This window comes from Piscinibacter gummiphilus (genome assembly GCF_032681285.1).
GTDB classification, from domain to species: Bacteria; Pseudomonadota; Gammaproteobacteria; order Burkholderiales; family Burkholderiaceae_C; genus Rhizobacter; species Rhizobacter gummiphilus_A.
On record NZ_CP136336.1, the window covers coordinates 1,584,094 to 1,604,797 of the forward strand.

Sequence of the window (20,704 nt, forward strand, 5' to 3'; positions counted from 1 at the left end):
TCTCAGGTGAACGCCGAGAGCTCTTTCTCCACCACGTCAGCCTGAGTCGTGTCGCCTTTGGTGCGAAGCGCGGCCAGCAGCGCCGTCAGCGCGCTTCTCAATGCGCCGGGTGACCGCCTGTGGCGCAAGAGGTCGATGGCTTGTTGCGCCCGCGCTTGCGCCTCGTCAACCAAGCCCAGTTCCAGATCCAGCGAAGACAGTAGCAGCATGGCCCGAACGCGGCCGCGTTCGTCGCCGGCCTGCGTGCGAAGGGCCAACTCTGCCTCGCGGGCGCTTCGGCTCGCCTGCAGGTTGCCGTGGGCTCGGGCCACATCGGCGCGTGCCCGCTGGCCCCACGCGCGTTCGCGTGCTGGCCATTCGGGGCTTTCGATCGACATGGCCTCGGCGAGCGCCGCATCGGCTGCTGGGTCGGCCTCTCGGTACATCCCTGCGAGCCCGGTGAGCTCGGCGTAGAGACCGTGCATGTCGCCCAGTTGCCGATACAACGCTTGGGCGCGAGCCGCTGCCATGCGAGCGCGCTCAGGGTCGGTGGCGTTCCATGCCCACTGCGCGGCTCTCCACCACTGAGCCGCAACAGGTGCAGGGATATCGTCCGACACGAGCTGTTCACTTTCCTCGTGCCAACGGCGTGCCTCGTCGTAGAGCGATAGGTGATGCCACAGCGGCGCTGCGGCTCCGACGAGCGACACCAGCGTCAAAGCGTCGCGCTGTGAGCTGGCGAAAACAAGGGCCGCACGCAGGTTGTCCAACTCGGGTTCATAGACTCTCAACCAGTCGGCATCTGTCATCTGCAGCCAGTCGGTCGACGCAGTATTGAAGAAGCGTCGCATGGCATCGGCATGGCGCTGGTGCGGTAAGCGTGCTGCGGCCGATGGTGTCGACATCGCATAGGCGCGTGCGGTTTCACTCAACTGATAGCGGGGCGTTTGACCTCCGCTCACGCTGAGGAGCGAGTGCTCCGCCAACGTGGCCAGCGCATCGATCAGAGTCCACTCGTCGAGTTGGTCGCCTGTGAGTACTTGAATGGCAAGTGGGAGTGTGAATCCTCCTGCGAACACGCCTAGCTGCTGGAAGAGCCGCTGTTCACCCTCGGGCAGCAAGGCCAGGCTCCACTCCAGCGCCGCCTGCAGCGTCTGCTGCCGCGTGGGGGCCGAGCGGCTGCCGCCGGCGAGCAGCTTGAAGCGGTCATCGAGACGCTCTGCCACACCGCCTGCGCCCAGCAGCGGCACGCGCGAGGCCGCCAGCTCCAGCGCGAGTGGCAATCCGTCGAGCCGGCGGCAGATCTCGATCACATGCGCAACGTTGTCGCCACCGAGCACGAAGCGCCGGTCGGCGGCGCGGGCGCGTTCGGTGAAGAGGGCGATGGCGCCGAAGGAGGCCGCGGTTTCTGCATCGGTGCCCGGCGGTGGCACGGCAAGAGCTTCGAGTCTGAGGATCTGTTCGCCGTGCACCCGCAGCGGACTCTGGCTCGTCACCAGCAGGCGAAGGCCCGGCGCGTGGGTCAGCAGGGCCTGGACGACGGGGGCGAGGGACTCCACCAGATGCTCGGCGTTGTCGATCACCAGCAGCAGCTGCATGGGTTTGAGCGCTGACACGAGCGCGGCGTGTGGGTCGCCGCCGGGTGCCAGTTGCAGGTCGAGGGCTTGCGCGATGCTGCCAGCGATCAGCCGCCCGTCGGTCAGCGACGCCAGCTCCACCCACGCGCAGCCGTCGGCCCACGCCTGAGCGCGGGCCTGGGCGGCGCAGCGGGCGAGTGTGGTCTTGCCGATGCCGCCGGGGCCAACCACCGTCACGAGAGGGTGGTGGTCGAGCAGCTCGAGCAGGGCATCGAGGTCGGCCTCGCGCCCGAGCAGTGCGGGGGGGCGCGGCGTAAGGGGGGCTCGCACCGAGGGCGCAGAGGGTGTTGTGGGCTCATCCCCCACCAACGTGAACCGATACCCCCGCCCCGGCACCGTCGAAATCGCCTTCGGCCCCAGCACCTTGCGCAGCGTCGACACCTGTACCTGCAGGTTGTTCTCTTCCACCACCAGCCCGGGCCACACCAGATCGAGCAGCTCGTTCTTCGACACCACCCGGTCTCGATGCTCGATGAGAGCCAGCAGCAGATCGAACGCCCGTGCGCCCAATGCCGCGGGCTGCCCGTCGACGAGCAACTCGCGCTGTGCGGGTCGCACTTCGATGCGGTCAAAGCGGTGTACGGCAGAAGGCTGATGTGCCACGTGGGTCTCCTGCCCGGAATTTAAGCGATGAACCCCAAATTCAGAACGCTTCAGATCCTTCAATGACATGAGGCGGCGGCGAGTCCAACACTGGACACTCCATCACCGCTGTTCCAGGGGCTCGACATGAACACCACCACCTTGCTGCATGGATCGATGGCCGCTGCGGCGGCCGAGGGCTTGCGCTGGTGGAAACGGGTGCATCGCGAGTCGGTGCCGGCGCCCGCGCTGTTGGGCGCGCTGCAGTGCCGCGAGGTCGATTTCCCTTCGCGCGACGGGCGGGCGCGCATCGCCGCCACGCTCTTGCACGGCGGGGCCGACGCCTGCGCGGCGGTGGTGCTGGTGGTGGGCCAGGTCGGCTCGTGGGGCAGCGACGCCCGCGTCGAAGGCCGCAGCCTGCATGTGCGCACGCTGGCGCAGGCGCTGCGCTCGCGCGGCATCACGGTGCTCGTCACGCGGCTGCGTGGGCACGGCGAGTCGGAGCGGCACGACGTGCTGGGTGCCGTCGATTACCTCCTGGCGCAGGGCCATGAACCGGGGAACATCGGGGTCATCGGCGCCTCGCTCGGCGCCTGCGCCGCGCTGATGGCGGCGGCCGAAGAGCCGGCGATCGCCGCGGTGGTGGCCGACAGCCCGAGGCGCGACCTGCGCGGCGAAGCGCGCTGCCCGGCCGAGGTGCTGATGCCGCTCGCCCGCTGGGTCGGCCGGCTGCTCTCGGGGGTCGATCTCGGGCGCCGGCCGTGGCTGGGCGACCTCGCCTCCCTGCGCAACCGCGCCGTGATGGTGGTGCACGGCCGGGGTGACCGCCAAGTGCCCGCCACGATGGGGCAGGCGGTGGCCGAGGCCTGCGCCGCGCAGCTGTGGCTCACCGCGAGCGGCTCGCACGCCGGCACGCTGCACGAGGCGCTGCCGCTCTACATCACTCGCGTGGTCGACTTCTTCTGCCAGCACCTGCCGGTGCAGCCGCGCGAGCCTTTGCTGGTGCCGGCGCAACCCCTCGAAGCAACGGCCTGATCAGGCCCTTATGCGATGTGGGGGCGTGCGCGGGCTGACAGAATCGGCGGCATGTCCTCCCAACCTGCTTCTGAAACCGTCGGCTCTCCCAACGTGGTGCTGCGCGCCGCCGAGCTCCGCGACGTGCAATCCATCGTGGGCCTGATCCGCGAACTGGCCGAATTCGAACAACTCACCCACCTGCTGCAGGTCACGCCCGAGAAACTGCGCCCGCACCTCTTCGGCGAGAAGCCGGTGGCCGAGGCGATGGTGGCCGAACTCGGCGGCGAGGTGGTGGCCTTCGCGCTCTACTTCACCAACTTCTCGACCTTCCTCGCGCAGCCGGGGCTCTACCTCGAAGACCTGTACGTGCGGCCGGTGCACCGAGGCAATGGCATCGGCGAAGCCATGCTCACACGGCTGGCCAAGCTGGCGGTCGACCGCGGATATGGCCGCTTCGAGTGGTGCGTGCTCGACTGGAACGAAAACGCCATCCGCTTCTACGAACGCATGGGCGCCACCGTGATGCCCGACTGGCGACTGTCCCGTGTCACGGGCGAGGCGCTCGCCGCACTGGCCTCACGCTGACGTCACGCTGCGCCGGCTTTCACGCTGGCGGCCTCACGCTCCCGCAGCACCTTGCGCTGCACCTTGCCGGTGGTCGTCATCGGCAGGGCGTCGATGAACTCGATCTCCTTCGGGTACTCATAGGGCGCGAGCTTGCCGCGCACGTGGGCCTGCAGCTGCTCGATGAGGGCATCGGTGCCGGCGTGGCCCGCGGCGAGCACGACGAAGGCCTTCACCACCGCCCCTCGCTCGGCATCGGGCTTGGGCACCACCGCTGCATTGGCCACGGCCGGGTGCTTGACCAGGCAGTTCTCGATCTCGCTCGGCCCGATGCGGTAGCCCGCGGCCTTGAAGACGTCGTCGCTGCGGCCCTGGTACCAGAGGTGGCCGTCTTCATCCATCACCGCGGTGTCGCCGGTGCGGCACCATGAGTCGGCCGGGTCGCCGGTGAATTTGGCGCGGGTGGCCTCGTCGTTGCGCCAATAGCCGAGGAAGAAGATGGGGTCGGGCTGGCCGTGCACGTCGTGCCGGTGGATCGCCACGTCGCCCGGCGTGCCGCGCGGGCATTCGCGGCCCTCGTCGTCGATCACTGCGATGCGGTGGCCGGGGTAGGGCCGGCCCATGCTGCCGGGCTTGGCCGGCCAGGCGCTGTGCGGCGCGCCGGTCGTGTCGACGAACCACCCGCAGTTGCCCACCACGTAGTTCATCTCGGTCTGGCCGAACATCTCGTTGACGGTGATGCCGAGCTGCTGCTCGCAGTAACCGAACACCGCATCGCCCACCGCCTCGCCGGCGCTCATGATCGCGCGCAGCCTGAGCGTGTAGCGCTCGCGTGGCGCGGGCACCGCCTTCATCATCGCCTTCAGTGCAGTGGGGAAGAGGAAGGTGTTGGTCACGCCGTAGCGCGCCATCAGCTCGAAGGCTTTCTCGGGCGAGAAGCGGCCTTGATACGCCACGATGGGGTGGCCGAAGTAGAGCGTGGGCAAGAGCGCATCCATGAGCCCGCCGGTCCAGGCCCAGTCGGCGGGCGACCAGAACACGTCGCCCCGCTGCGGAAACCAGTTCTGGCTGCAGACGAAGCCCGGCAGGTTGCCGATCAGCGCGCGGTGCGGGATGAGCGCGCCCTTGGGTGGCCCGGTGGTGCCGCTGGTGTAGATGAGCACGGCCGCGTCGTCGGCCTTCGTCACCACCGGCTGGAAGTGCGCGGGCTCGCGGGCGAGCAGCATCGTCCAGTCGTGATCGCCCTGGCCTTGGGCGCCGCCGACCGCCACCACGTTCTGTAACTGCGGGCACTCTGCGCGGGCCGCCAGCAGGTTGGCGATGGCGCTCTCGTCCACCAGCGCGAGCTTGGCCTCGCTGTGCTGCAGACGGTAGGCGAGCGCCTCGGGGCCGAAGAGCATCGACAGCGGCATTGCCACGGCGCCCAATTGATAGATTGCGATGTGCGCCACCGCTGTCTCCACGCGCTGCGGCATCACGATCGCGACCCGGTCACCGGCCTCCACCCCCAGGCGTTGCAGTGCGTGGCTCAGGCGGTTGGCTTGGGCCTGCAAGCTGCCGTAGGTGCAGGCGAGCGTCTGCCCGTTCTCGTGCTCGTAGAGGATTGCGGTGGCCTCGGGCGTTTCGCGGGCCCAGCGGCCGCAGCACACGTCGGCGATGTTGAAGTGCGGCGGCACCTTCCAGCGGAAGCCGGCGTGCAGGCGGTCGTAAGCCGAGGCCAGGGTCATGCGGTGTCCTTGATGGGTGACGGGCCAGCATAGAGCGTGAGGTCCGGCACGAAAGCCCGAGCGCGCTCAGGGATTTCCCCCGGGAGATGCTGCACCGCACCCGCCGAAAACGAAGAAATGCCGTACCAGCCTTTGTCCGCCGTCAAGAACCGCATCCGCCTCGGTGGGCCGGTGCCGTTCAACATCCGCGGGCAGGACCATCGCCTGTTGCTGGCGCGCGGGCAGATCATCCGCGACGAAGAGCAGCTCGAGGCGCTGTTCGAGCGCGAGGCGCTGGTCGACACCGACGAGCTGAAGAGCGTGCGCTCCGAGGTGCTCGAAGCGCCCGTCGAGACGCTGCCCGGCCTGTGGAGGGGCTGCATTGACCGTGTGGGCCGCACGCTCAAGACCCCCACGCTGCCCGAGTTTGCGAAGGCGCTGGAAGAGGCCGCCGAGCCGGTGCTGGCGCTCGTCGAGCGCGACCCCGACCTCGCCATCTTCCAGGTGGTGCGGCAGGAGGCCGCGGGCAAGAACCCCTACGGCGTCTCGCACTCGGTGCACACCGCGATCGCCAGCTACCTGGTGGCGCAGCGGCTGGGCTGGGACAAGGCCGCCGTCGAGCGTGTCTTCAAGGCCGCGCTGACGATGAACCTCGCGATGCTCGAGCTGCAGGGCCGCCTGGCCACGCAGGTCACGCCGCCCACGGCCGCGCAGCGCGAGCTCATCCACGACCACCCGACGCGCAGTGCCGAGATGCTCGAAGCCTCGGGCGTGGCCGACGCCGACTGGCTCGCCGCCGTGCGCAACCACCATGAAATCGCCGGAGGGCACGGCTACCCGCGCGCCTGCCAGGAGGTCGACGACATGGCCTCGCTGCTGCGCCGCGTCGACATGTACACCGCCAAGCTGAGCCCGCGCATCACGCGCAAGGCGATGCCGGCCAACCAAGCCGGGCGCGACCTCTTCATCAAGGACGCGCAGCACCCCATGGCGGCAGCGGTCATCAAGGAGTTCGGCGTCTACCCGCCGGGCTGCTTCGTGCAGCTCGAGTGCGGCGAAGTCGGCGTGGTCATCAAGCGGGGCGCCAATGCCAACACGCCGGTCGTCGCATCGCTCACCGGGCGCAACGGCGATGCGCTGCTGGAGCCGGCCCGCCGATTGACCGACCACCGCGGCTTCGCCGTCGTGGGCGTGGTGCCCGAGAGCGCGCTGCGCGTGCGGGTGTCGCCCGAGAAACTGGTGGTGCTGGCCACACGTTGAACGCAGGCGCTGGCCTGCAGGAACCACGTGATTGCGGCACACTGCCGGGCTCCACCGGCAGCCCCTCTCTTCCATGCAGCGCATTCCCCTCGGTCGCAGCGACTTGCTCGTCACCCCCATCTGCCTCGGCACCATGACCTTCGGTCAGCAGGTCGACGAAGCACTCGCCCATTCCCTGCTCGACCAGGCCATCGGCCGCGGCATCAATTTCATCGACACCGCCGAGATGTACGCCGTGCCCGCGCGGCGCGAGACCTACGGCGCCACCGAACGCATCATCGGCACCTGGCTCGCCTCGCGCCCCGGCATGCGCGAGAAGATCGTGCTGGCCACCAAGGTCGCCGGCCCGGCGCGCGGCATGGACTGGATCCGCAACGGCTCGCCCGACCTGAGCCCGGCCGACATCACGCAGGCCTGCGACGACAGCCTGAAGCGACTGCAGACGGAGGTGATCGACCTCTACCAGATCCACTGGCCCAACCGCAACACGCCGATGTTCGGCGGCCTCTACTTCGACCCGAAGCACGACAAGCCGCAGACCTCCATCCACGACCAGCTCGAAGCGCTGGGCAAGCTGGTGAAGGCGGGCAAGGTGAGGCACATTGGCCTCTCGAACGAGACGCCCTGGGGTGTGGCCGAGTTCGTGCGGCTCGCGGAGCGGCACAACCTGCCGCGCGTGGTGACGGTGCAGAACCCGTACGCGCTCACCAGCCGCGCGCTCGACAACGGGCTCGATGAGACGCTCTACCGCTACGGTGTCTCGCTGCTCGCCTACTCACCGCTCGCCTTCGGCGCGCTCACCGGCAAGTACGACGCGTCCGGCTTCACCGGGCCGGTAGAGAAGGGCCGTCTGGCCGCGTTCGAGTCCTCGCGCAAGCAGCGCTGGGGGCGGCCCGAGGCGCTGGAGGCGGCGCGTCTCTACAACGCGCTGGCGAAGGCGCATGGCCTCACGCCGACGCAACTCGCACTGGCCTTCTGCTACCGCTCGCGCCGCGTCGCGAGCACGATCATCGGCGTGACGAACTCGCAGCAGCTGGTGGAAGACCTCGACGCGTGGGATGTGCAGCTGTCACCCGAGCTGCTGGCCGAGATCGACGCCATCCGCTGGAAGCACCGTGACCCGGCCCAATAGGCCTGCGCAATAAGAGACAAGACACGCGCTGCGCCAGCGGGACAATCCGCCCACCATGGCCAAGAAAGATCACGTCTCCGAAACCCCCGCCACCCAGCTGCTCAAGCAGCACAAGGTGGCCTACACCGAGCACGTCTACGACTACGTGGACCACGGCGGCACCACCGAGTCGGCCCGACAGCTCGGTGTGGACGAGCACCACGTCGTGAAGACGCTGGTGATGGAAGACGAGGCCGCCAAGCCACTCATCGTGCTGATGCACGGCGACCGCCAGGTCAGCACCAAGAACCTCGCGCGCCAGATCGGCACCAAGAAGGTCAGCCCCTGCAAGCCCGAAGTGGCGCAGCGCCACAGCGGCTACATGGTGGGCGGCACCTCGCCCTTCGGCACCAAGAAGGCGATGCCGATCTACGTGGAAAGCACGGTGCTCGCGCTGCCGCGCATCTACATCAACGGTGGGCGGCGTGGGTACCTTGTCGGCCTTTCGCCACAGGTGCTGACCGAGGTGCTGAACGCGAAGCCGGTGCAGTGCGCGGGTGCAGAATAGCCGCTGCAATCCCGCCACAACCCAGCACTACAACAGCTCGCTCGATGGAGACTCTGTATTCCGCCGCCGCGGTGGTCGCGGCCTATTTGATCGGCTCGCTCTCGTTCGCCGTGATCGTCAGCAAATTGATGGGCCTGTCGGACCCGCGCAGCTACGGCTCGGGCAACCCCGGCGCCACCAACGTGCTGCGCTCGGGCAACAAGGCGGCGGCGATCCTCACGCTGGTGTTCGACGTGCTCAAGGGCTATGTGCCGGTGCTGCTGGTGCTGATCTATGGCGCGCGATTCGGCCTCGGCAATGGCACGGTGGCGATGGTGGGCCTGGCGGCCTTTGTCGGGCACCTGTGGCCGGTGTTCTTCAAGTTCAAAGGCGGCAAGGGCGTGGCGACCGCCGCGGGCGTGCTGCTCGCCTTCAACCCCTGGCTCGGTGCGGCCACGCTGCTCACCTTCGTCATCATCGTGGCCTTCTTCCGCTACGTGTCGCTCGGCTCCATCGTCGCGGCGGTGTTCGCACCGTTCTACCAGTTGCTGATCTGGGACGCGGGTGTGATCGCCGGCGCCATCACCGTGATGAGTCTGCTGCTCGTGTGGCGCCACAGCGCCAACATCCAGAAGCTGCTCGCCGGCAAGGAAAGCAAGCTCGGGCAGAAGGCCGCCGGGGCCACGCCAAACGCCAAGCCTCACTCCACAGGACACAAGACATGACCCACGCTGTACGCCGCTTCCACGTGGGCGACCGTCTCTCCGAGATGGCCATCCACAACGGCACCGTCTACCTCGCCGGCCAGGTGCCCGACGACGCGACGCAAGACATCAAGGGCCAGACGCGCCAGGTGCTCGCGATGGTCGACAAGCTGCTCGCCGAGGCGCGCACCGACAGCGCCCACATCCTGATGGCGCAGATCTTCCTCGCCGACATGGCCGACTTCGCCGGCATGAACGAGGTATGGGACGACTGGGTGGCCCCCGGCGACGCCCCACCGCGCGCCACGGTCCAGGCGAAGCTCGCCAAGCCCGAGTGGAAGATCGAAATCGTGGTGACCGCGGCGCTCAAGGTCTAGGCCGACAAACCCAGCTTCGCCGGGTCGCCGCGCCCGAGGCGCACCAATACCGGCTCGTCGCCCGTCAGGTCGACCACCGTCGTCGGCGCCATCGGGCAGGCGCCCGCATCCAGCACGATCTCGACCTGGCCGCGGAAGCGCTCGCGGATCTCTTCCGGGTCGTTCAACGGCTCGGTCTCGCCGGGCGGGATGAGTGTGGTCGACAGCAGCGGCTGGCCGAAGACGTCGAGCAGCTCCTGGAGCATCTTGTGCTCCGGCACGCGCAGGCCGATGGTGCGGCGCGAGGGGTGTGACACACGGCGTGGCACTTCCTTCGTCGCTTCCAGCAGGAAGGTGTAGGGCCCGGGCGTGGCGTGCTTGAGCAGGCGGTACTGCTTGTTGTCGACGCGGGCGTAGCTCGCCAGCTCCGAGAGGTCGCGGCACAGCAGCGTGAGATGGTGCTTGTCGTCGACCTCGCGAATGCGACGCAGCTTCTCGGCCGCGGCCTTGTCGTCGAGGTGGCAGACGAGCGCGTAGCTCGAATCGGTGGGCACTGCGGCCACGCCGCCGCCATGCAGGATGTCGGCGGCCTGCTTCAGGAGCCGCGCCTGCGGGTTCTCGGGGTGGACTTCGATGACGCGGGGCATGGCGGTCAGTGGCGCACGGCCGCCCGAAGCGACTGAGCGCCCCCTCGGGGGGCAGGAGCGAAGCGACGTGGGGGCTTGTTCATGTCAATCGGGGGTGAGCGCCGAATCGGCCGGCGCGATGCGCTGAGCTGCGGCGCTCTCGCGCAGGTTGAGCCACACCGAGGTGGCGCCGCACACACCCACCACCGCGATGCCCACGAAGGCCCAGCCATCGGGCACGTGGTTGAACACGAGATAGCCCGCGACGCTCGCAAAGCCGAGCTGCAGGAAGGTGAAGGGCATGAGCGTGGCCATCGGCGCCATGCCCACTGCGAGGATGAGGCACAGGTGCCCCACCGTGCCCGCCACGCCCACGAGCATCAGCAGAGCCCAGATCGACGGTGGCGCGTTGCGCACGGCGTCCCAGGCGCTGGCGGGTTGGAAGGCGAGGATCGCGCCCACCACGAGCGCGCCCACGAGGCCGGTGTAGAAGTGCGTGGTCAGCGGGTGTTCCAGGTTCGACAGGCGGCGCGTGAGCAGCTGGAAGCCGGCGTAGACGAGCGCCATCGTCAGCGGAATGAGCGCCACCCAGCCGAAGATCCCGGCGCCAGGCCGCACCACGATCAGCGCGCCGGCAAAGCCGCCGGCCACCAGCGCCAGGCGCAGCGGCGACACCTTCTCGTGCAGGAAGATCGCCGCCAGCACCGTCACCAGCACCGGCGACAGCATGCCCACCGCGGTGAATTCGGCCACCGGCATGTTGCGGATGCCGAGAAAGAGCAGCGCACTCGTCGCCAGCAGCAGCGTGCCGCGCAAGAGCTGGAAGCGTGGGTGCGCGGTGCGAAAGAGGTTGCTGCCGCCGCGCAGCAGGCGCAGCGCCAGCCAGCCGCCCATCAGCAGCGCCTGCACGGCATAACGCGCGAAGAGACCCACGATGATCGGCAGCACCTGCCCGAGGTACTTGGCGGTGGTGTCGAGCGTGACGAACCACAGGCCCATCACGAGGATGAGGCCGATGCCCGCCAGCGGACGGTGACGCACCGCGGGCAGATGCGCGGCGACGGCGCTCACGGGTATTGCACGCGCGAGCCGAGCGCGTCCCACACCGGGGTCAGACGGGCCGGCAAGGCGGGCAGCGTGCCGAGGTCGATGTGGCTCTCATCGGGGCTGTGGAAATCGGAGCCCCGCGAGGCGAGCAGGCCGTGCGCCAGCGCGAGGTCGGCGTAGATGCCGTACTCGGCCGGCGTGTGGCTACCGGTCACGACTTCGAGCGCCTGGCCGCCGTGCTGCTTGAATTCATGGAAGAGCGCGTCTTCCTGGACTGGCGTGAGCTTGTAGCGGCCCGGGTGCGCGATGACGGCGATGCCGCCCGCCTGCGTGATCCAGCGCACGGCGTCGGAGAGCGAGGCCCAGCGGTGCGGCACGAAGCCGGGTTTGTCTTCGACGAGAAAGCGGCGGAACACCTCGCTGGTGTCGGCGCACACACCGGTCTCGACGAGGAAGCGGGCGAAGTGCGTGCGCGAGATCAGCTCAGGGTTGCCGACGTATTTCAGCGCACCCTCGAAGGCATCGGCGATGCCGACCGCTGCCAGGCCGGCGGCCATCTCGCGGGCTCGCTCTTCGCGGCCGCCACGCGTGGCACGCAGGCCGGCGGCGAGCGCCGGGTCGTCTGCATCGAAGCCGAGGCCGACGATGTGGACGGTGGTCTCGGCGAAGGTGATCGAGATCTCGGTGCCGGTGAGGTAGGCCATGCCGTTGGCATGGGCGGCGGCACGGGCTCGCTGCTGGCCGGCGATTTCATCGTGGTCGGTGAGAGCCCAGAGGTCGACCCCGTTGGCCGCGGCCCGAGCGGCGAGCGCCTCGGGCTCGAGCGTGCCGTCGGACACGATGGAATGGCAGTGCAGGTCGGCGTTGCGGATCACCTGCGAATTGTAGGGAGGCCCTCCCGGCGTCGCGCCGGCAGGGGCTTGGCAGTGCGCGTCAGCGGGCGATCAGCGGTCAGCGGCTGATGCGGTACAGCCAGCCGTCGTCGGTGGTGAAGTAGATCCAGCCGTCGGGGCCCTGCCGCACGCAGCGTACTCGCTCACCCTCCCAGATGCGCTCGCGGGCGGTGACGGTGTTGCCGCTGAGGGTCATGCGCCAGAGTGCCTGGCCGGCTTGTGAAGCGACGAGCAGGTTGCCCTGCCATTCCGGGAAGCCCGCACCGTCGTAGAACGCCATCGCGCTCCACGCAATGGAGTTGTACGGCGGCGTGTTGCCGGGGCCCGGCCACCAGGTCACCGGCTCGGTGTAGCTGGGCGCGTGGGTGCCGCCGCCGATCATGCAGGTGGAGGTGGTGGCGCCGTAGTCGCAGCCATAGCTGACGTTGGGCCAGCCGTAGTTCTGGCCGGCGCGCGCGATGTTGATCTCGTCGCCCCCCTGCGGGCCGTGCTCGCTGATCCACAGCTCGCCGGTGCCCGGGTGGATGGCCGCGCCCTGCGGGTTGCGGTGGCCGTAGCTCCAGATGCCCGGGCGAGCGCCGGCGCCCATGTCGGGGTTGTTGCCGGGGATGCTGCCGTCGCGGTTGATGCGCACCACCTTGCCAAGTGTGGTGGTGAGGTCTTGCGCGAGGTTGGACGACTGCTTCTCGCCGAGCGTGATGAAGAGCGTCTTGTCGCGTCCGAAGGCGAGGCGCGAGCCGTAGTGGGCCGGAACGCCGGTCTTCGGGAACTGGCGGAAGAGCGGGGTGGGAGGCTTGTCGAGGAACTGGTTGTTCACCAGGTCGAGGCGGCCCCGCGTGACCGCCGTGCCGAGCATGTTGCGGTCGGGCTCGGCGTAGGAGATGTAGACCCAGTCGGACCCAGGCGTCGTGTAATCGGGGTCGAGTGCGATGTCGAGCAAGCCCCCCTGGCTCTCGGTGTCGACCGTGGGAATGCCCGAGAAGCCGGTGACGAAGCTTCGGTAGTCGGCGCTGAACACCGCGAGCTGGCCGGCCTTGAGCGTGACGACCATGCGCCCGTTGGGGAGGAAGACGAAGCCCCACGGGGTGGCCGGGAGCTGGGCGCCGGCGTTGAGTCGGGTGACCTGCACGCCCGGTGCGGGCGGTGGCGGTGGGGGCGGCGGAGGGGGCGTGTTCCCGCCGCCACCGCTTCCACCGCCGGGGGGAGGTGCCGGTGGCACGTTGGGCGGGGCCGGCGAGTCGCCCCCACCGCAACTCACCAGCGGCACGCTGATGGCGGCGCACAGGGCGGTCAGTCTGGCCAGGCTGGCGCGGCGCTGCAGGTCGATGGCGCTTGCCGAGTTTTCCTGAGAAGGTGGGCGTTTCATGTTTGGATCCCGTGCCGTTTTCCGAGGCACCAAACAGGTTAGTCCGCCCGGCGCCGCCTTGCCGGCAACCGAATGCAACCTTGTGACGCGAGTGGTAATCGGTGGCGGCAAACCCGAGCGGCAATCAGCGTGCCGCTTCCACGATCATCTGCAGACGCTGCTGGCCGTTGTATTCGTCGATGCGCAGCTGGTAGGCCAGCGTCACGCGGTCGGGCAGGGGCTCGCTGTGGCCGAACCAGATCGCATCGCGTAGCGCGCCGGCATGCCGCACGGCCAGTTTCAAGTGCTTCTCGCCGACGAGGCGCTGCGAGACGATCTCGACCTCGTCGCTGAAGAGCGGCGCCTCGAAGGCCTGGCCCCAGACCTGCGCGTCGAGCGATCGCACGGTGTCGAGGTTGAAGTATTCGACCGGCAAGGGGCCGTCGGTCATCAGCGTGCGCGAGAGCGTGGCGGCGTCGAGCCACTCGGTGGCCACGCGCTGGAAGGCGTCGACGAAGGTCGTGAAGTCTTGCTCGGCGAGCGTCGCCCCCGCGGCCATCGCGTGGCCGCCGAACTTCTTCAGCACGCCGGGGTGGCGCTTGCTGACGAGGTCGAGCGCGTCGCGCAGGTGAAAGCCGTTGATCGAGCGGCCCGAGCCCTTGAGCAGCCCGTCCTGCCCCATCGCGAAGACGAAGGTGGGGCGGTGCACGCGGTCTTTCAGGCGCGAGGCCACGATCCCCACCACGCCTTCGTGGAAGTCGGGGTCGTAGATCGCAAGCGCCGGTGGTGCATCGCCTGCGGGCATCAGCCGCGCGAGCATCGCCTCGGCCTGTTCGCGCATGCCGGCTTCCACGTCGCGACGCTCGCGGTTGATGGTGTCGAGCAGCTGGGCCAGCTCGGTGGCTCGGGCCGGGTCGTCGGTGAGCAGGCATTCGATGCCGAGCGACATGTCGGACAGGCGCCCCGCCGCGTTGATGCGCGGCCCGAGTGCAAAGCCGAAATCGAAGCCGGTGGCGCGGGAGGCGTCGCGCCCCGCGGCCTTGAAGAGCGCGGCCACGCCGGGCTGCATGCGGCCCGCGCGGATGCGCTTTAAGCCCTGGGCGACGAGCCGCCGGTTGTTCGCGTCGAGCTTCACCACATCGGCCACGGTGCCGAGGGCCACGAGGTCGAGCAGCGCATCGAGCCGCGGCTGCGTCTCGGCGGTGAACGCGCCGCGCGCACGCAGTTCGCTGCGAAGCGCCAGCAGCACGTAGAACATCACGCCCACGCCCGCGAGGTTCTTGCTCGGGAAGCCGCAGTCGGGCTGGTTGGGGTTCACGATCACCGTGGCTGGCGGCAGCTGCACCTGGCCGTCGGCATCCTTGGCGGGCAGGTGGTGGTCGGTCACCACCACGTCGAGGCCCAGGCGGCGCGCGTGCTCCACGCCCGCGAGGCTGGCAATGCCGTTGTCGACCGTCAGCAGCACCTGCGGCTGCTTCTGCAGGGCCAGGTCGACGATGGCCGGCGTGAGGCCGTAGCCGTGCACGGCCCGATCGGGCACCACGTGGCACAGCGTGCCGGGCTCGGCGCCGAGGAGCGCGAGGCCACGCAGGGCCACGGCGCAGGCGGTGGCGCCGTCGCAGTCGTAGTCGGCCACGATGCAGATGCGGCGCCGTGCGGCGATGGCATCGGCGAGAAAACTTGCCGCCGCCTGCGTGCCCAGGAGCTGGGTGGGCGCCACGAGGCTGGCCAGCGCATCGTCGATCTCGTCGGGGCTGCGCACGCCACGCGCGGCGTACAGGCGCGCGAGCAGCGGGTGCACACCCGCCTGTTCGAGGGCCCACACGGTGCGGGGCGGCACCTCGCGCAGGCGCAGGGTGGGCGTGCTCACAGGGCCTCCAGCAGGGGCCCCACGGCGGGCGTGGGCGACTTCAGGCGCGACCAGAGCGTCAGCGGCTGCGGCTCGAAGCGCTGGGCGCGGCGTTCGCCACAGAGCGTGAGCGTGACCGGCTGGCCATCGCGTGCGGCCGCGAGGGCTTCCTGCACGGGGCCTTGGTCGAGTGCGCGCCAGGCGTCGGCCCAGGCGGCCCAGTCGGACCCGAGCGCCGGGCCGCGCAGGCCGTCGGCCACCTGCGGCACGGGCGAGGTTTCCGCCTGCGCCCGCCCACAACCGCTGAGCCAGAACGAATTGACCGGCAATGCGCCGAGGCCCACGCGGTGGTCGTTCAGCGGGTGCTGGTACAGCAGCATCTGCACTTCGTTCTGCAGACGGCGGATGAACCGGGCCTGTGGCGACGTGGGCAGCCACAGGTCGATGTTGCGGCCGATCACGCGGTCGAGGCTGGCGCTGGGCAGTGCAGCGAGCGACTCGTGCGCTGCGTACCAGCGCATCGGCGCACCCCAGGCCATCTCCCAGCCTTCGGTCTCGAAGAGCGGCTTCACCGCTTCGAAGAGCGTGTGCGACTCCTGGGCGCTCAGGTGCAGGTTGGCCGGGTCGGGCAGCGTGACGTGATCGGTGCCCACATGCCAGTGCACCGGCGTGAGCAGGCCCCAGGCCTTGTTGCCGATGGTGACACCGTCGCGAGCGGCCTGGCGTGCCGCCCAGGGGAAGCTGCCGTCGTCGGCCGCCCAGCCCAACGCCTGCGCGTGGGCCAGTTCGTGGGGCGGGGTGAGGCTGTATTCGTCGCTGCCGAGGCTTTCGGTGGGGCGCAGGCGGCCCAGCAGGCGGCTCAGATGGGGCAGCTTCAGGCTGCGCAGCGCCGCGATGCCGCGCTCGGAATGCGGCGCGGCGTAAGGGATCAGCAAATGCATCCGCGGATTATCCGGCGCGGGGCGGTCATGCATTCTTCACAGCCACGCCACGGCACGGTCATTCATCACGCGGACCATGTGGGTCCATGCAACGTGACGCAGCATTCCTTCAAGCATGGGCCCCGGCCGCCGCCGACCTCCCGGGGGATGACGCTCCCCGCGAGCACAAGCGCCACTACCGCAGCGTGTGGATCTCCGACCTGCACCTGGGCACGCCCGGCTGCCAGGCCATGGCGCTGCTCGACTTCCTGAAGCATGTGGAGTGCGAGACGCTCTTTCTCGTGGGCGACATCGTCGACGGCTGGCAGCTGCGCCGCAGCTGGTACTGGCCGCAGGCCCACAACGACGTGGTGCAAAAGCTCCTGCGCAAGGCCCGCAAGGGCACACGGGTGATCTTCATCCCCGGCAACCACGACGAATTCGCGCGCAAGTACGTCGGCCACAACTTTGGCGGCATCGACGTGGCCGAGGAGTGGGTGCACGAGACGGCCGACGGCCGGAAGCTCTGGGTCATGCACGGCGACTACTTCGACGGCGTGATCCAGTGCGCCAAGTGGCTGGCGCATGTGGGCGATTCGCTCTACGAATTCACGCTCAAGCTCAACCGCCACCTCAACTCGCTGCGGGCGCGCATGGGGCTGCCGTACTGGAGCCTGTCGAAGTACCTGAAGCTCAAGGTCAAACGCGCGGTGAGCTTCATCGGCGACTTCGAGAACGCCGTGGCACGCGAGGCGAGGCGGCGAGGCGTGCAGGGTGTCGTGTGCGGGCACATCCACCATGCCGAGCTGCGCGAGATCGATGGCATCACCTACGCCAACGATGGCGACTGGGTCGAGAGCCTCACCGCGCTGGCCGAGCAGGCCGACGGCCGGCTGGAGATCGTCGACTGGGCCGAGCAGATGCGCTCGCGCCACTTGGCGCCGGTGGTGGTGGCCGAGGTCGCCGCATGAAGATCGCCCTCGTCACCGACGCCTGGCGGCCGCAGGTCAATGGCGTGGTGACCACGCTGGTCGAGCTGGAAGAGGGCTTGTCTGCCCTGGGGCACGAGGTGGTGCTGGTCGAGCCCACGGGGTTCAAGCGCTTCCCCTGCCCGGGTTATCGCGAGATCGAGCTGGCCTGGCGGCCGGGCCGCAAGGTGGCGCAGATGCTCGATGAAGCGCAGGCCGATGCCATCCACATCGCGACCGAAGGGCCGCTCGGCTCGGCGGCACGGGCGCATTGCCTGAAGCGCGGCTGGGCGTTCACGACCGCCTTCCACACCCGCTTTCCCGACATCCTCGCGAAGGCACTGCACATCCCCGAGCGCTGGGGCTACGCCTGGTTCCGCCGCTTCCACGCGCCGTCCAGCGGGATCATGGTGCCCACCGCCGGCATGCTCGACATCCTGCGCGGGCATGGGTTCTCGCCGCTCAAGGCGTGGTCGCACGGAGTGGACCTGAGCCTCTTCAAGCCGCTCGAGGGGGCCGACCTCGGCCTGCCGCGGCCGGTCTTTCTCTACGTGGGCCGGGTCAGCTACGAGAAGAACCTCGAGGCCTTCCTGAAGCTCGACCTGCCGGGTTCGAAGCTCGTCTACGGCGTCGGCCCGCTCGAAGAAGCGCTCAAGCGCAAGTACTCCGATGTCCACTGGCGCGGAGTGGTGCCCCGGCCCGAGCTGGTGAAGATCTACAGCGCCGCCGATGCGTTCGTGTTCCCGAGCTGCTCGGAGACCTTCGGTTTGGTGATGCTGGAGGCGATGGCCTGCGGCACGCCGGTGGCCGCCTTCCCGGTGCCCGGCCCGCTCGACGTGGTCGACCCGCAGCACGACGAACACGATGGTGGCGTGTTGCACGACGATCTGCGCGTGGCGGCGCTTGCCGCGCTCCAGATCCCGCGCGAGGCGGCCCGCCGGCGGGCGATGCAATTCGACTGGGCCGAGGTGTGTCATCAATTCGTCAGCCATCTCGTGCCGAGCTGTCATGCGAGCGCCGAGGCTGTCACCAAATCGTCGCAAAACCTTCATAGACTGGTCTCATGACCCCGGTGCCCACGACAAGAACGCTTGCACTGCTCAACCGCGAAAGCTCCATCCTCGCCTTCAACCGCCGGGTGCTGGCCCAGGCGCGGCGGGACGACGTGCCGCTGCTGGAGCGGCTGCGCTACATCTGCATCGTGTCGTCCAACATGGACGAGTTCTTCGAGGTGCGTTTCGCCGACTACATCGAGGCGGCGCGCCAGCCGGGGGCCGGGGTGTCCAACCGCGACCTCGAGGTGGTGGCCATGGATGCGCACCGCCTGATCGACGACCAGTACCGCTGCTTCAACGACGAGGTCATGCCGGCGCTGGAGCGCGAGGGCATCCGCATCCTGAACCACGGTGACCGCAACGAGGCGCAGCGCCGCTGGGTCGACAACTTCTTCCAGCGCCAGGTGCGCCCGCTGCTCGTGCCGGTGGGGCTCGACCCGTCGCACCCCTTTCCACAGGTGGCCAACAAGTCGCTCAACTTCATCGTGCGCCTGGGTGGCCAGGACGCCTTCGGCCGCGAGAACAGCATCGCCATCGTCAAGGTGCCGCGCGTGCTGCCGCGGGTGATCCGACTGCCCGACGAGATCGCCGGCGGCGGCCAGAGCTTCGTGCTGCTCACGAGCGTGATCCGTGCGCACCTGGCCGAGCTCTTCCCGGGTCGCGAGGTGGAGGCGTTTTCGCAGTTCCGGCTCACGCGAGATTCCGACCTCGCGGTCGACGAGGAAGACGTGGTCAACCTGCGCCAGGCCCTGCGCTCGGGCCTCACCACCCGCCACTTCGGCCAGGCCATCCGGCTGGAGGTGGTCAACACCTGCCCGCCGGAGCTGTCGGCGTTCTTGCTCGCGCAGTTCGCCTTGCCCGAGGCCGCGCTGTACCACGTGAACGGCCCGGTGAACCTGGTGCGGCTCAACGCGCTGATCGACGCGGCCGACGCGCCGCACCTGCGTTTCCCGCCGCATGAGGCCTCGTGGCCGCGGCGGCTGTCGCGTGACGAATCCATCTTCAAGCACCTGAGCGAAGTTGGCGACGTGCTGATGCACCACCCCTACCAGTCCTTCGAGCCGGTGGTGCAGTTCCTGCGCGAGGCGGTCGAAGACCCCGACGTGCTCGCCATCAAGCAGACCATCTACCGCACCGGCAGCGAGTCGCCGCTGATGGACCTCTTGATCGAAGCTGCACGCCGCGGCAAGGAAGTGATGGCGGTGGTGGAGCTGAAGGCCCGCTTCGACGAAGAGGCCAACATCAACTGGGCCGAGCGGCTGGAGGCCGTGGGCGCGCAGGTGGTCTACGGCATCGTGGGCCTCAAGACCCACGCCAAGCTGCTGCTCGTGACGCGCCGCGAAGGCAACCGCCTGCGCCGCTACACGCACCTGTCGACCGGCAACTACAACCCCAAGACCGCGCGGCTCTACACCGACGTGGGCTACCTCACGGCCGACCCGGAGTTGACGTCGGACGCCGACGCCGTCTTCCAGCAGCTCGCAAGCCTCGGCAAGACCCGCCCGATGAAGCAGCTGCTGCAGGCGCCGTTCACCTTGCACAAGCAGATGCTCAGGCTGGTGGAGCAGGTGGCGCAGGCGGCGCGCGAGGGCAAGCCGGCACGCATCGTCGCCAAGGTCAATGCGCTCACCGACGTGCCGTTGATCGACGCGCTCATCACGGCCGGCCAGGCTGGGGCGAGCATCGACCTCATCGTGCGCGGCGCCTGCATGCTGCCGCCGGGCATTCCGGGTGTCACCGACCGCATCCGCGTGCGCTCGGTGGTGGGCCGGCTGCTGGAGCATTCACGGGTCCTGTACTTCCGCTGGGGCACGGGCGACGACGATGAAGCGCTCTACCTGTCGAGCGCCGACTGGATGAGCCGCAACATGTTCCGCCGCATCGAGGTGGCGTGGCCGGTGCGCGACGCCAAGATGCGCCAGCGCGTCATCGACGAGTGCCTGGTGCCCTACCTGCATGATCGGCAAGACGCCTGGGAACTCCGCGCAGACGGTGAGTACGAACGGGTGGGCCCCGACGGCCCGAGCGCCCAGCGCGCCCTGATGGAACGTTACGCAGCGGGAGGCTGAGACCGATGGACCTGATCTTGTGGCGGCATGCCGAAGCGGTGCCCGAGCGCGAAGGCCTGGCCGACGTTGATCGCCCACTCACACCGAAAGGCGAGCGCCAGGCCCAGCGCATGGCCGAGTGGCTGAACCACCGGCTGGCGCATTCCACACGCATCCTCGTGAGCCCGGCCCTGCGCACGCAGCAGACGGCCAAGGCGCTCGACCGCAGCTTCAAGACGGTGAAGGCCATCGCACCCGATGCCTCGGCCACCGCGGTGCTCTCCGCCGCACGCTGGCCCGAGTCCAACGAGCCGGTGCTGATCGTCGGCCATCAGCCGACGCTGGGCCACGTGGCGGCCCTGCTGCTGGGCGAAGTCGCGCAGACTTGGGTCATCAAGAAGGGCGCCGTCTGGTGGCTGCGCAGCCGCGAGCGCGAGACGGGCAGCCAGGTGGTGCTGCAGGCGGTGCAGTCACCCGACTGCCTTTGAGC

General features: G+C 69.1%; 19 protein-coding genes. 11 read left to right on the forward strand and 8 right to left on the reverse strand.

Annotated features, from left to right (window positions below):
• Nucleotides 1-2 precede the first annotated feature (2 nt).
• Entirely contained in the window at nucleotides 3-2,288 is a 2,286-nt protein-coding gene (locus RXV79_RS07595; protein ID WP_316702796.1) for an ATP-binding protein, read from the reverse strand.
• Between the two features lie 57 nt (nucleotides 2,289-2,345).
• Here RXV79_RS07595 and RXV79_RS07600 point away from each other — a divergent pair, with 57 nt between their 5' ends.
• On the forward strand, nucleotides 2,346-3,233 hold the full coding sequence (locus tag RXV79_RS07600; protein ID WP_316702797.1) for an alpha/beta hydrolase: 888 nt from the start codon (nucleotides 2,346-2,348) through the stop codon (nucleotides 3,231-3,233).
• Nucleotides 3,234-3,284: 51 nt separating this feature from the next.
• On the forward strand, nucleotides 3,285-3,800 hold the full coding sequence (locus tag RXV79_RS07605; protein WP_316702798.1) for a GNAT family N-acetyltransferase: 516 nt from the start codon (nucleotides 3,285-3,287) through the stop codon (nucleotides 3,798-3,800).
• A gap of 2 nt (nucleotides 3,801-3,802) precedes the next feature.
• Here the strand turns inward: RXV79_RS07605 and RXV79_RS07610 are convergent, their stop codons facing one another.
• A complete protein-coding gene (locus RXV79_RS07610) occupies nucleotides 3,803-5,506 on the reverse strand; it encodes an acetate--CoA ligase (protein WP_316702799.1) in 1,704 nt (567 codons plus the stop codon).
• A gap of 117 nt (nucleotides 5,507-5,623) precedes the next feature.
• On the opposite strand from RXV79_RS07610, the gene RXV79_RS07615 reads away from it, so the two are divergent.
• The 5 genes from RXV79_RS07615 to RXV79_RS07635 all read left to right on the forward strand — a co-directional run bounded on the left by RXV79_RS07615 (nucleotide 5,624) and on the right by RXV79_RS07635 (nucleotide 9,484).
• Complete coding sequence (locus RXV79_RS07615) at nucleotides 5,624-6,745, forward strand: HD-GYP domain-containing protein (RefSeq protein WP_316702800.1); 1,122 nt, start codon at nucleotides 5,624-5,626, stop codon at nucleotides 6,743-6,745.
• Nucleotides 6,746-6,818: 73 nt separating this feature from the next.
• A complete protein-coding gene (locus RXV79_RS07620; protein WP_316702801.1) occupies nucleotides 6,819-7,877 on the forward strand; it encodes an aldo/keto reductase in 1,059 nt (352 codons plus the stop codon).
• A gap of 55 nt (nucleotides 7,878-7,932) precedes the next feature.
• Nucleotides 7,933-8,424, forward strand: a complete 492-nt coding sequence (ybaK, locus tag RXV79_RS07625) for a Cys-tRNA(Pro) deacylase (RefSeq protein WP_316702803.1) — start codon at nucleotides 7,933-7,935, stop codon at nucleotides 8,422-8,424.
• 44 nt (nucleotides 8,425-8,468) lie between these two features.
• A complete protein-coding gene (gene plsY / locus RXV79_RS07630; protein WP_316702804.1) occupies nucleotides 8,469-9,128 on the forward strand; it encodes a glycerol-3-phosphate 1-O-acyltransferase PlsY in 660 nt (219 codons plus the stop codon).
• A complete protein-coding gene (locus RXV79_RS07635) occupies nucleotides 9,125-9,484 on the forward strand; it encodes a RidA family protein (RefSeq protein WP_316702806.1) in 360 nt (119 codons plus the stop codon). The genes plsY and RXV79_RS07635 overlap by 4 nt, the downstream gene beginning before the upstream one ends.
• On the opposite strand, the gene RXV79_RS07640 is transcribed toward RXV79_RS07635, so the two are convergent.
• From RXV79_RS07640 to RXV79_RS07665, 6 genes are all read right to left on the reverse strand, one after another.
• Nucleotides 9,481-10,110 carry an L-threonylcarbamoyladenylate synthase gene (locus RXV79_RS07640; protein WP_316702807.1) on the reverse strand — a complete coding sequence of 210 codons (630 nt, stop codon included), beginning with the start codon at nucleotides 10,108-10,110 and terminating at the stop codon, nucleotides 9,481-9,483. The two genes, RXV79_RS07635 and RXV79_RS07640, sit on opposite strands and share 4 nt — an antisense overlap.
• Before the next feature lie 84 nt (nucleotides 10,111-10,194).
• Nucleotides 10,195-11,160, reverse strand: coding sequence for a DMT family transporter (locus tag RXV79_RS07645; protein WP_316702808.1), 966 nt, complete (start codon nucleotides 11,158-11,160; stop codon nucleotides 10,195-10,197).
• Nucleotides 11,157-12,011 (reverse strand): 3',5'-nucleoside bisphosphate phosphatase, encoded by an 855-nt coding sequence (locus RXV79_RS07650; RefSeq protein WP_316702809.1) that lies wholly within the window; start codon nucleotides 12,009-12,011, stop codon nucleotides 11,157-11,159. The genes RXV79_RS07645 and RXV79_RS07650 overlap by 4 nt, the downstream gene beginning before the upstream one ends.
• 76 nt (nucleotides 12,012-12,087) lie before the next feature.
• Nucleotides 12,088-13,395 (reverse strand): PQQ-dependent sugar dehydrogenase, encoded by a 1,308-nt coding sequence (locus RXV79_RS07655; protein WP_316702810.1) that lies wholly within the window; start codon nucleotides 13,393-13,395, stop codon nucleotides 12,088-12,090.
• A 124-nt stretch (nucleotides 13,396-13,519) separates the two neighbouring features.
• Entirely contained in the window at nucleotides 13,520-15,244 is a 1,725-nt protein-coding gene (recJ, locus tag RXV79_RS07660) for a single-stranded-DNA-specific exonuclease RecJ (RefSeq protein WP_316702811.1), read from the reverse strand.
• On the reverse strand, nucleotides 15,241-16,164 hold the full coding sequence (locus tag RXV79_RS07665) for a hypothetical protein (protein WP_316702812.1): 924 nt from the start codon (nucleotides 16,162-16,164) through the stop codon (nucleotides 15,241-15,243). The genes recJ and RXV79_RS07665 overlap by 4 nt, the downstream gene beginning before the upstream one ends.
• 86 nt (nucleotides 16,165-16,250) lie before the next feature.
• On the opposite strand from RXV79_RS07665, the gene RXV79_RS07670 reads away from it, so the two are divergent.
• The 4 genes from RXV79_RS07670 to sixA are packed head-to-tail and all read left to right on the forward strand — an operon-like array spanning nucleotide 16,251 to nucleotide 20,702.
• Nucleotides 16,251-17,114 carry a UDP-2,3-diacylglucosamine diphosphatase gene (locus RXV79_RS07670; RefSeq protein WP_316702814.1) on the forward strand — a complete coding sequence of 288 codons (864 nt, stop codon included), beginning with the start codon at nucleotides 16,251-16,253 and terminating at the stop codon, nucleotides 17,112-17,114.
• Complete coding sequence (locus RXV79_RS07675) at nucleotides 17,111-18,178, forward strand: glycosyltransferase family 4 protein (RefSeq protein WP_316702815.1); 1,068 nt, start codon at nucleotides 17,111-17,113, stop codon at nucleotides 18,176-18,178. Before RXV79_RS07670 ends, RXV79_RS07675 begins: the two co-directional genes overlap by 4 nt.
• Nucleotides 18,175-20,235, forward strand: coding sequence for a polyphosphate kinase 1 (gene ppk1 / locus RXV79_RS07680; protein WP_316702816.1), 2,061 nt, complete (start codon nucleotides 18,175-18,177; stop codon nucleotides 20,233-20,235). The genes RXV79_RS07675 and ppk1 overlap by 4 nt, the downstream gene beginning before the upstream one ends.
• Before the next feature lie 5 nt (nucleotides 20,236-20,240).
• Nucleotides 20,241-20,702, forward strand: coding sequence for a phosphohistidine phosphatase SixA (gene sixA, locus RXV79_RS07685; RefSeq protein WP_316702817.1), 462 nt, complete (start codon nucleotides 20,241-20,243; stop codon nucleotides 20,700-20,702).
• Nucleotides 20,703-20,704 lie beyond the last annotated feature (2 nt).

Bases quoted from the DNA above. Each gene is read 5' to 3' on its own strand.
- RXV79_RS07595 (WP_316702796.1), bottom strand. From the start codon at position 2,288: ATGTCATTGAAGGATCTGAAGCGTTCTGAATTTGGGGTTCATCGCTTA.
- RXV79_RS07600 (WP_316702797.1), top strand. From the start codon at position 2,346: ATGAACACCACCACCTTGCTGCATGGATCGATGGCCGCTGCGGCGGCC.
- RXV79_RS07605 (WP_316702798.1), top strand. From the start codon at position 3,285: ATGTCCTCCCAACCTGCTTCTGAAACCGTCGGCTCTCCCAACGTGGTG.
- RXV79_RS07610 (WP_316702799.1), bottom strand. From the start codon at position 5,506: ATGACCCTGGCCTCGGCTTACGACCGCCTGCACGCCGGCTTCCGCTGG.
- RXV79_RS07615 (WP_316702800.1), top strand. From the start codon at position 5,624: ATGCCGTACCAGCCTTTGTCCGCCGTCAAGAACCGCATCCGCCTCGGT.
- RXV79_RS07620 (WP_316702801.1), top strand. From the start codon at position 6,819: ATGCAGCGCATTCCCCTCGGTCGCAGCGACTTGCTCGTCACCCCCATC.
- ybaK (WP_316702803.1), top strand. From the start codon at position 7,933: ATGGCCAAGAAAGATCACGTCTCCGAAACCCCCGCCACCCAGCTGCTC.
- plsY (WP_316702804.1), top strand. From the start codon at position 8,469: ATGGAGACTCTGTATTCCGCCGCCGCGGTGGTCGCGGCCTATTTGATC.
- RXV79_RS07635 (WP_316702806.1), top strand. From the start codon at position 9,125: ATGACCCACGCTGTACGCCGCTTCCACGTGGGCGACCGTCTCTCCGAG.
- RXV79_RS07640 (WP_316702807.1), bottom strand. From the start codon at position 10,110: ATGCCCCGCGTCATCGAAGTCCACCCCGAGAACCCGCAGGCGCGGCTC.
- RXV79_RS07655 (WP_316702810.1), bottom strand. From the start codon at position 13,395: ATGAAACGCCCACCTTCTCAGGAAAACTCGGCAAGCGCCATCGACCTG.
- RXV79_RS07665 (WP_316702812.1), bottom strand. From the start codon at position 16,164: ATGCATTTGCTGATCCCTTACGCCGCGCCGCATTCCGAGCGCGGCATC.
- RXV79_RS07670 (WP_316702814.1), top strand. From the start codon at position 16,251: ATGCAACGTGACGCAGCATTCCTTCAAGCATGGGCCCCGGCCGCCGCC.
- RXV79_RS07675 (WP_316702815.1), top strand. From the start codon at position 17,111: ATGAAGATCGCCCTCGTCACCGACGCCTGGCGGCCGCAGGTCAATGGC.
- ppk1 (WP_316702816.1), top strand. From the start codon at position 18,175: ATGACCCCGGTGCCCACGACAAGAACGCTTGCACTGCTCAACCGCGAA.
- sixA (WP_316702817.1), top strand. From the start codon at position 20,241: ATGGACCTGATCTTGTGGCGGCATGCCGAAGCGGTGCCCGAGCGCGAA.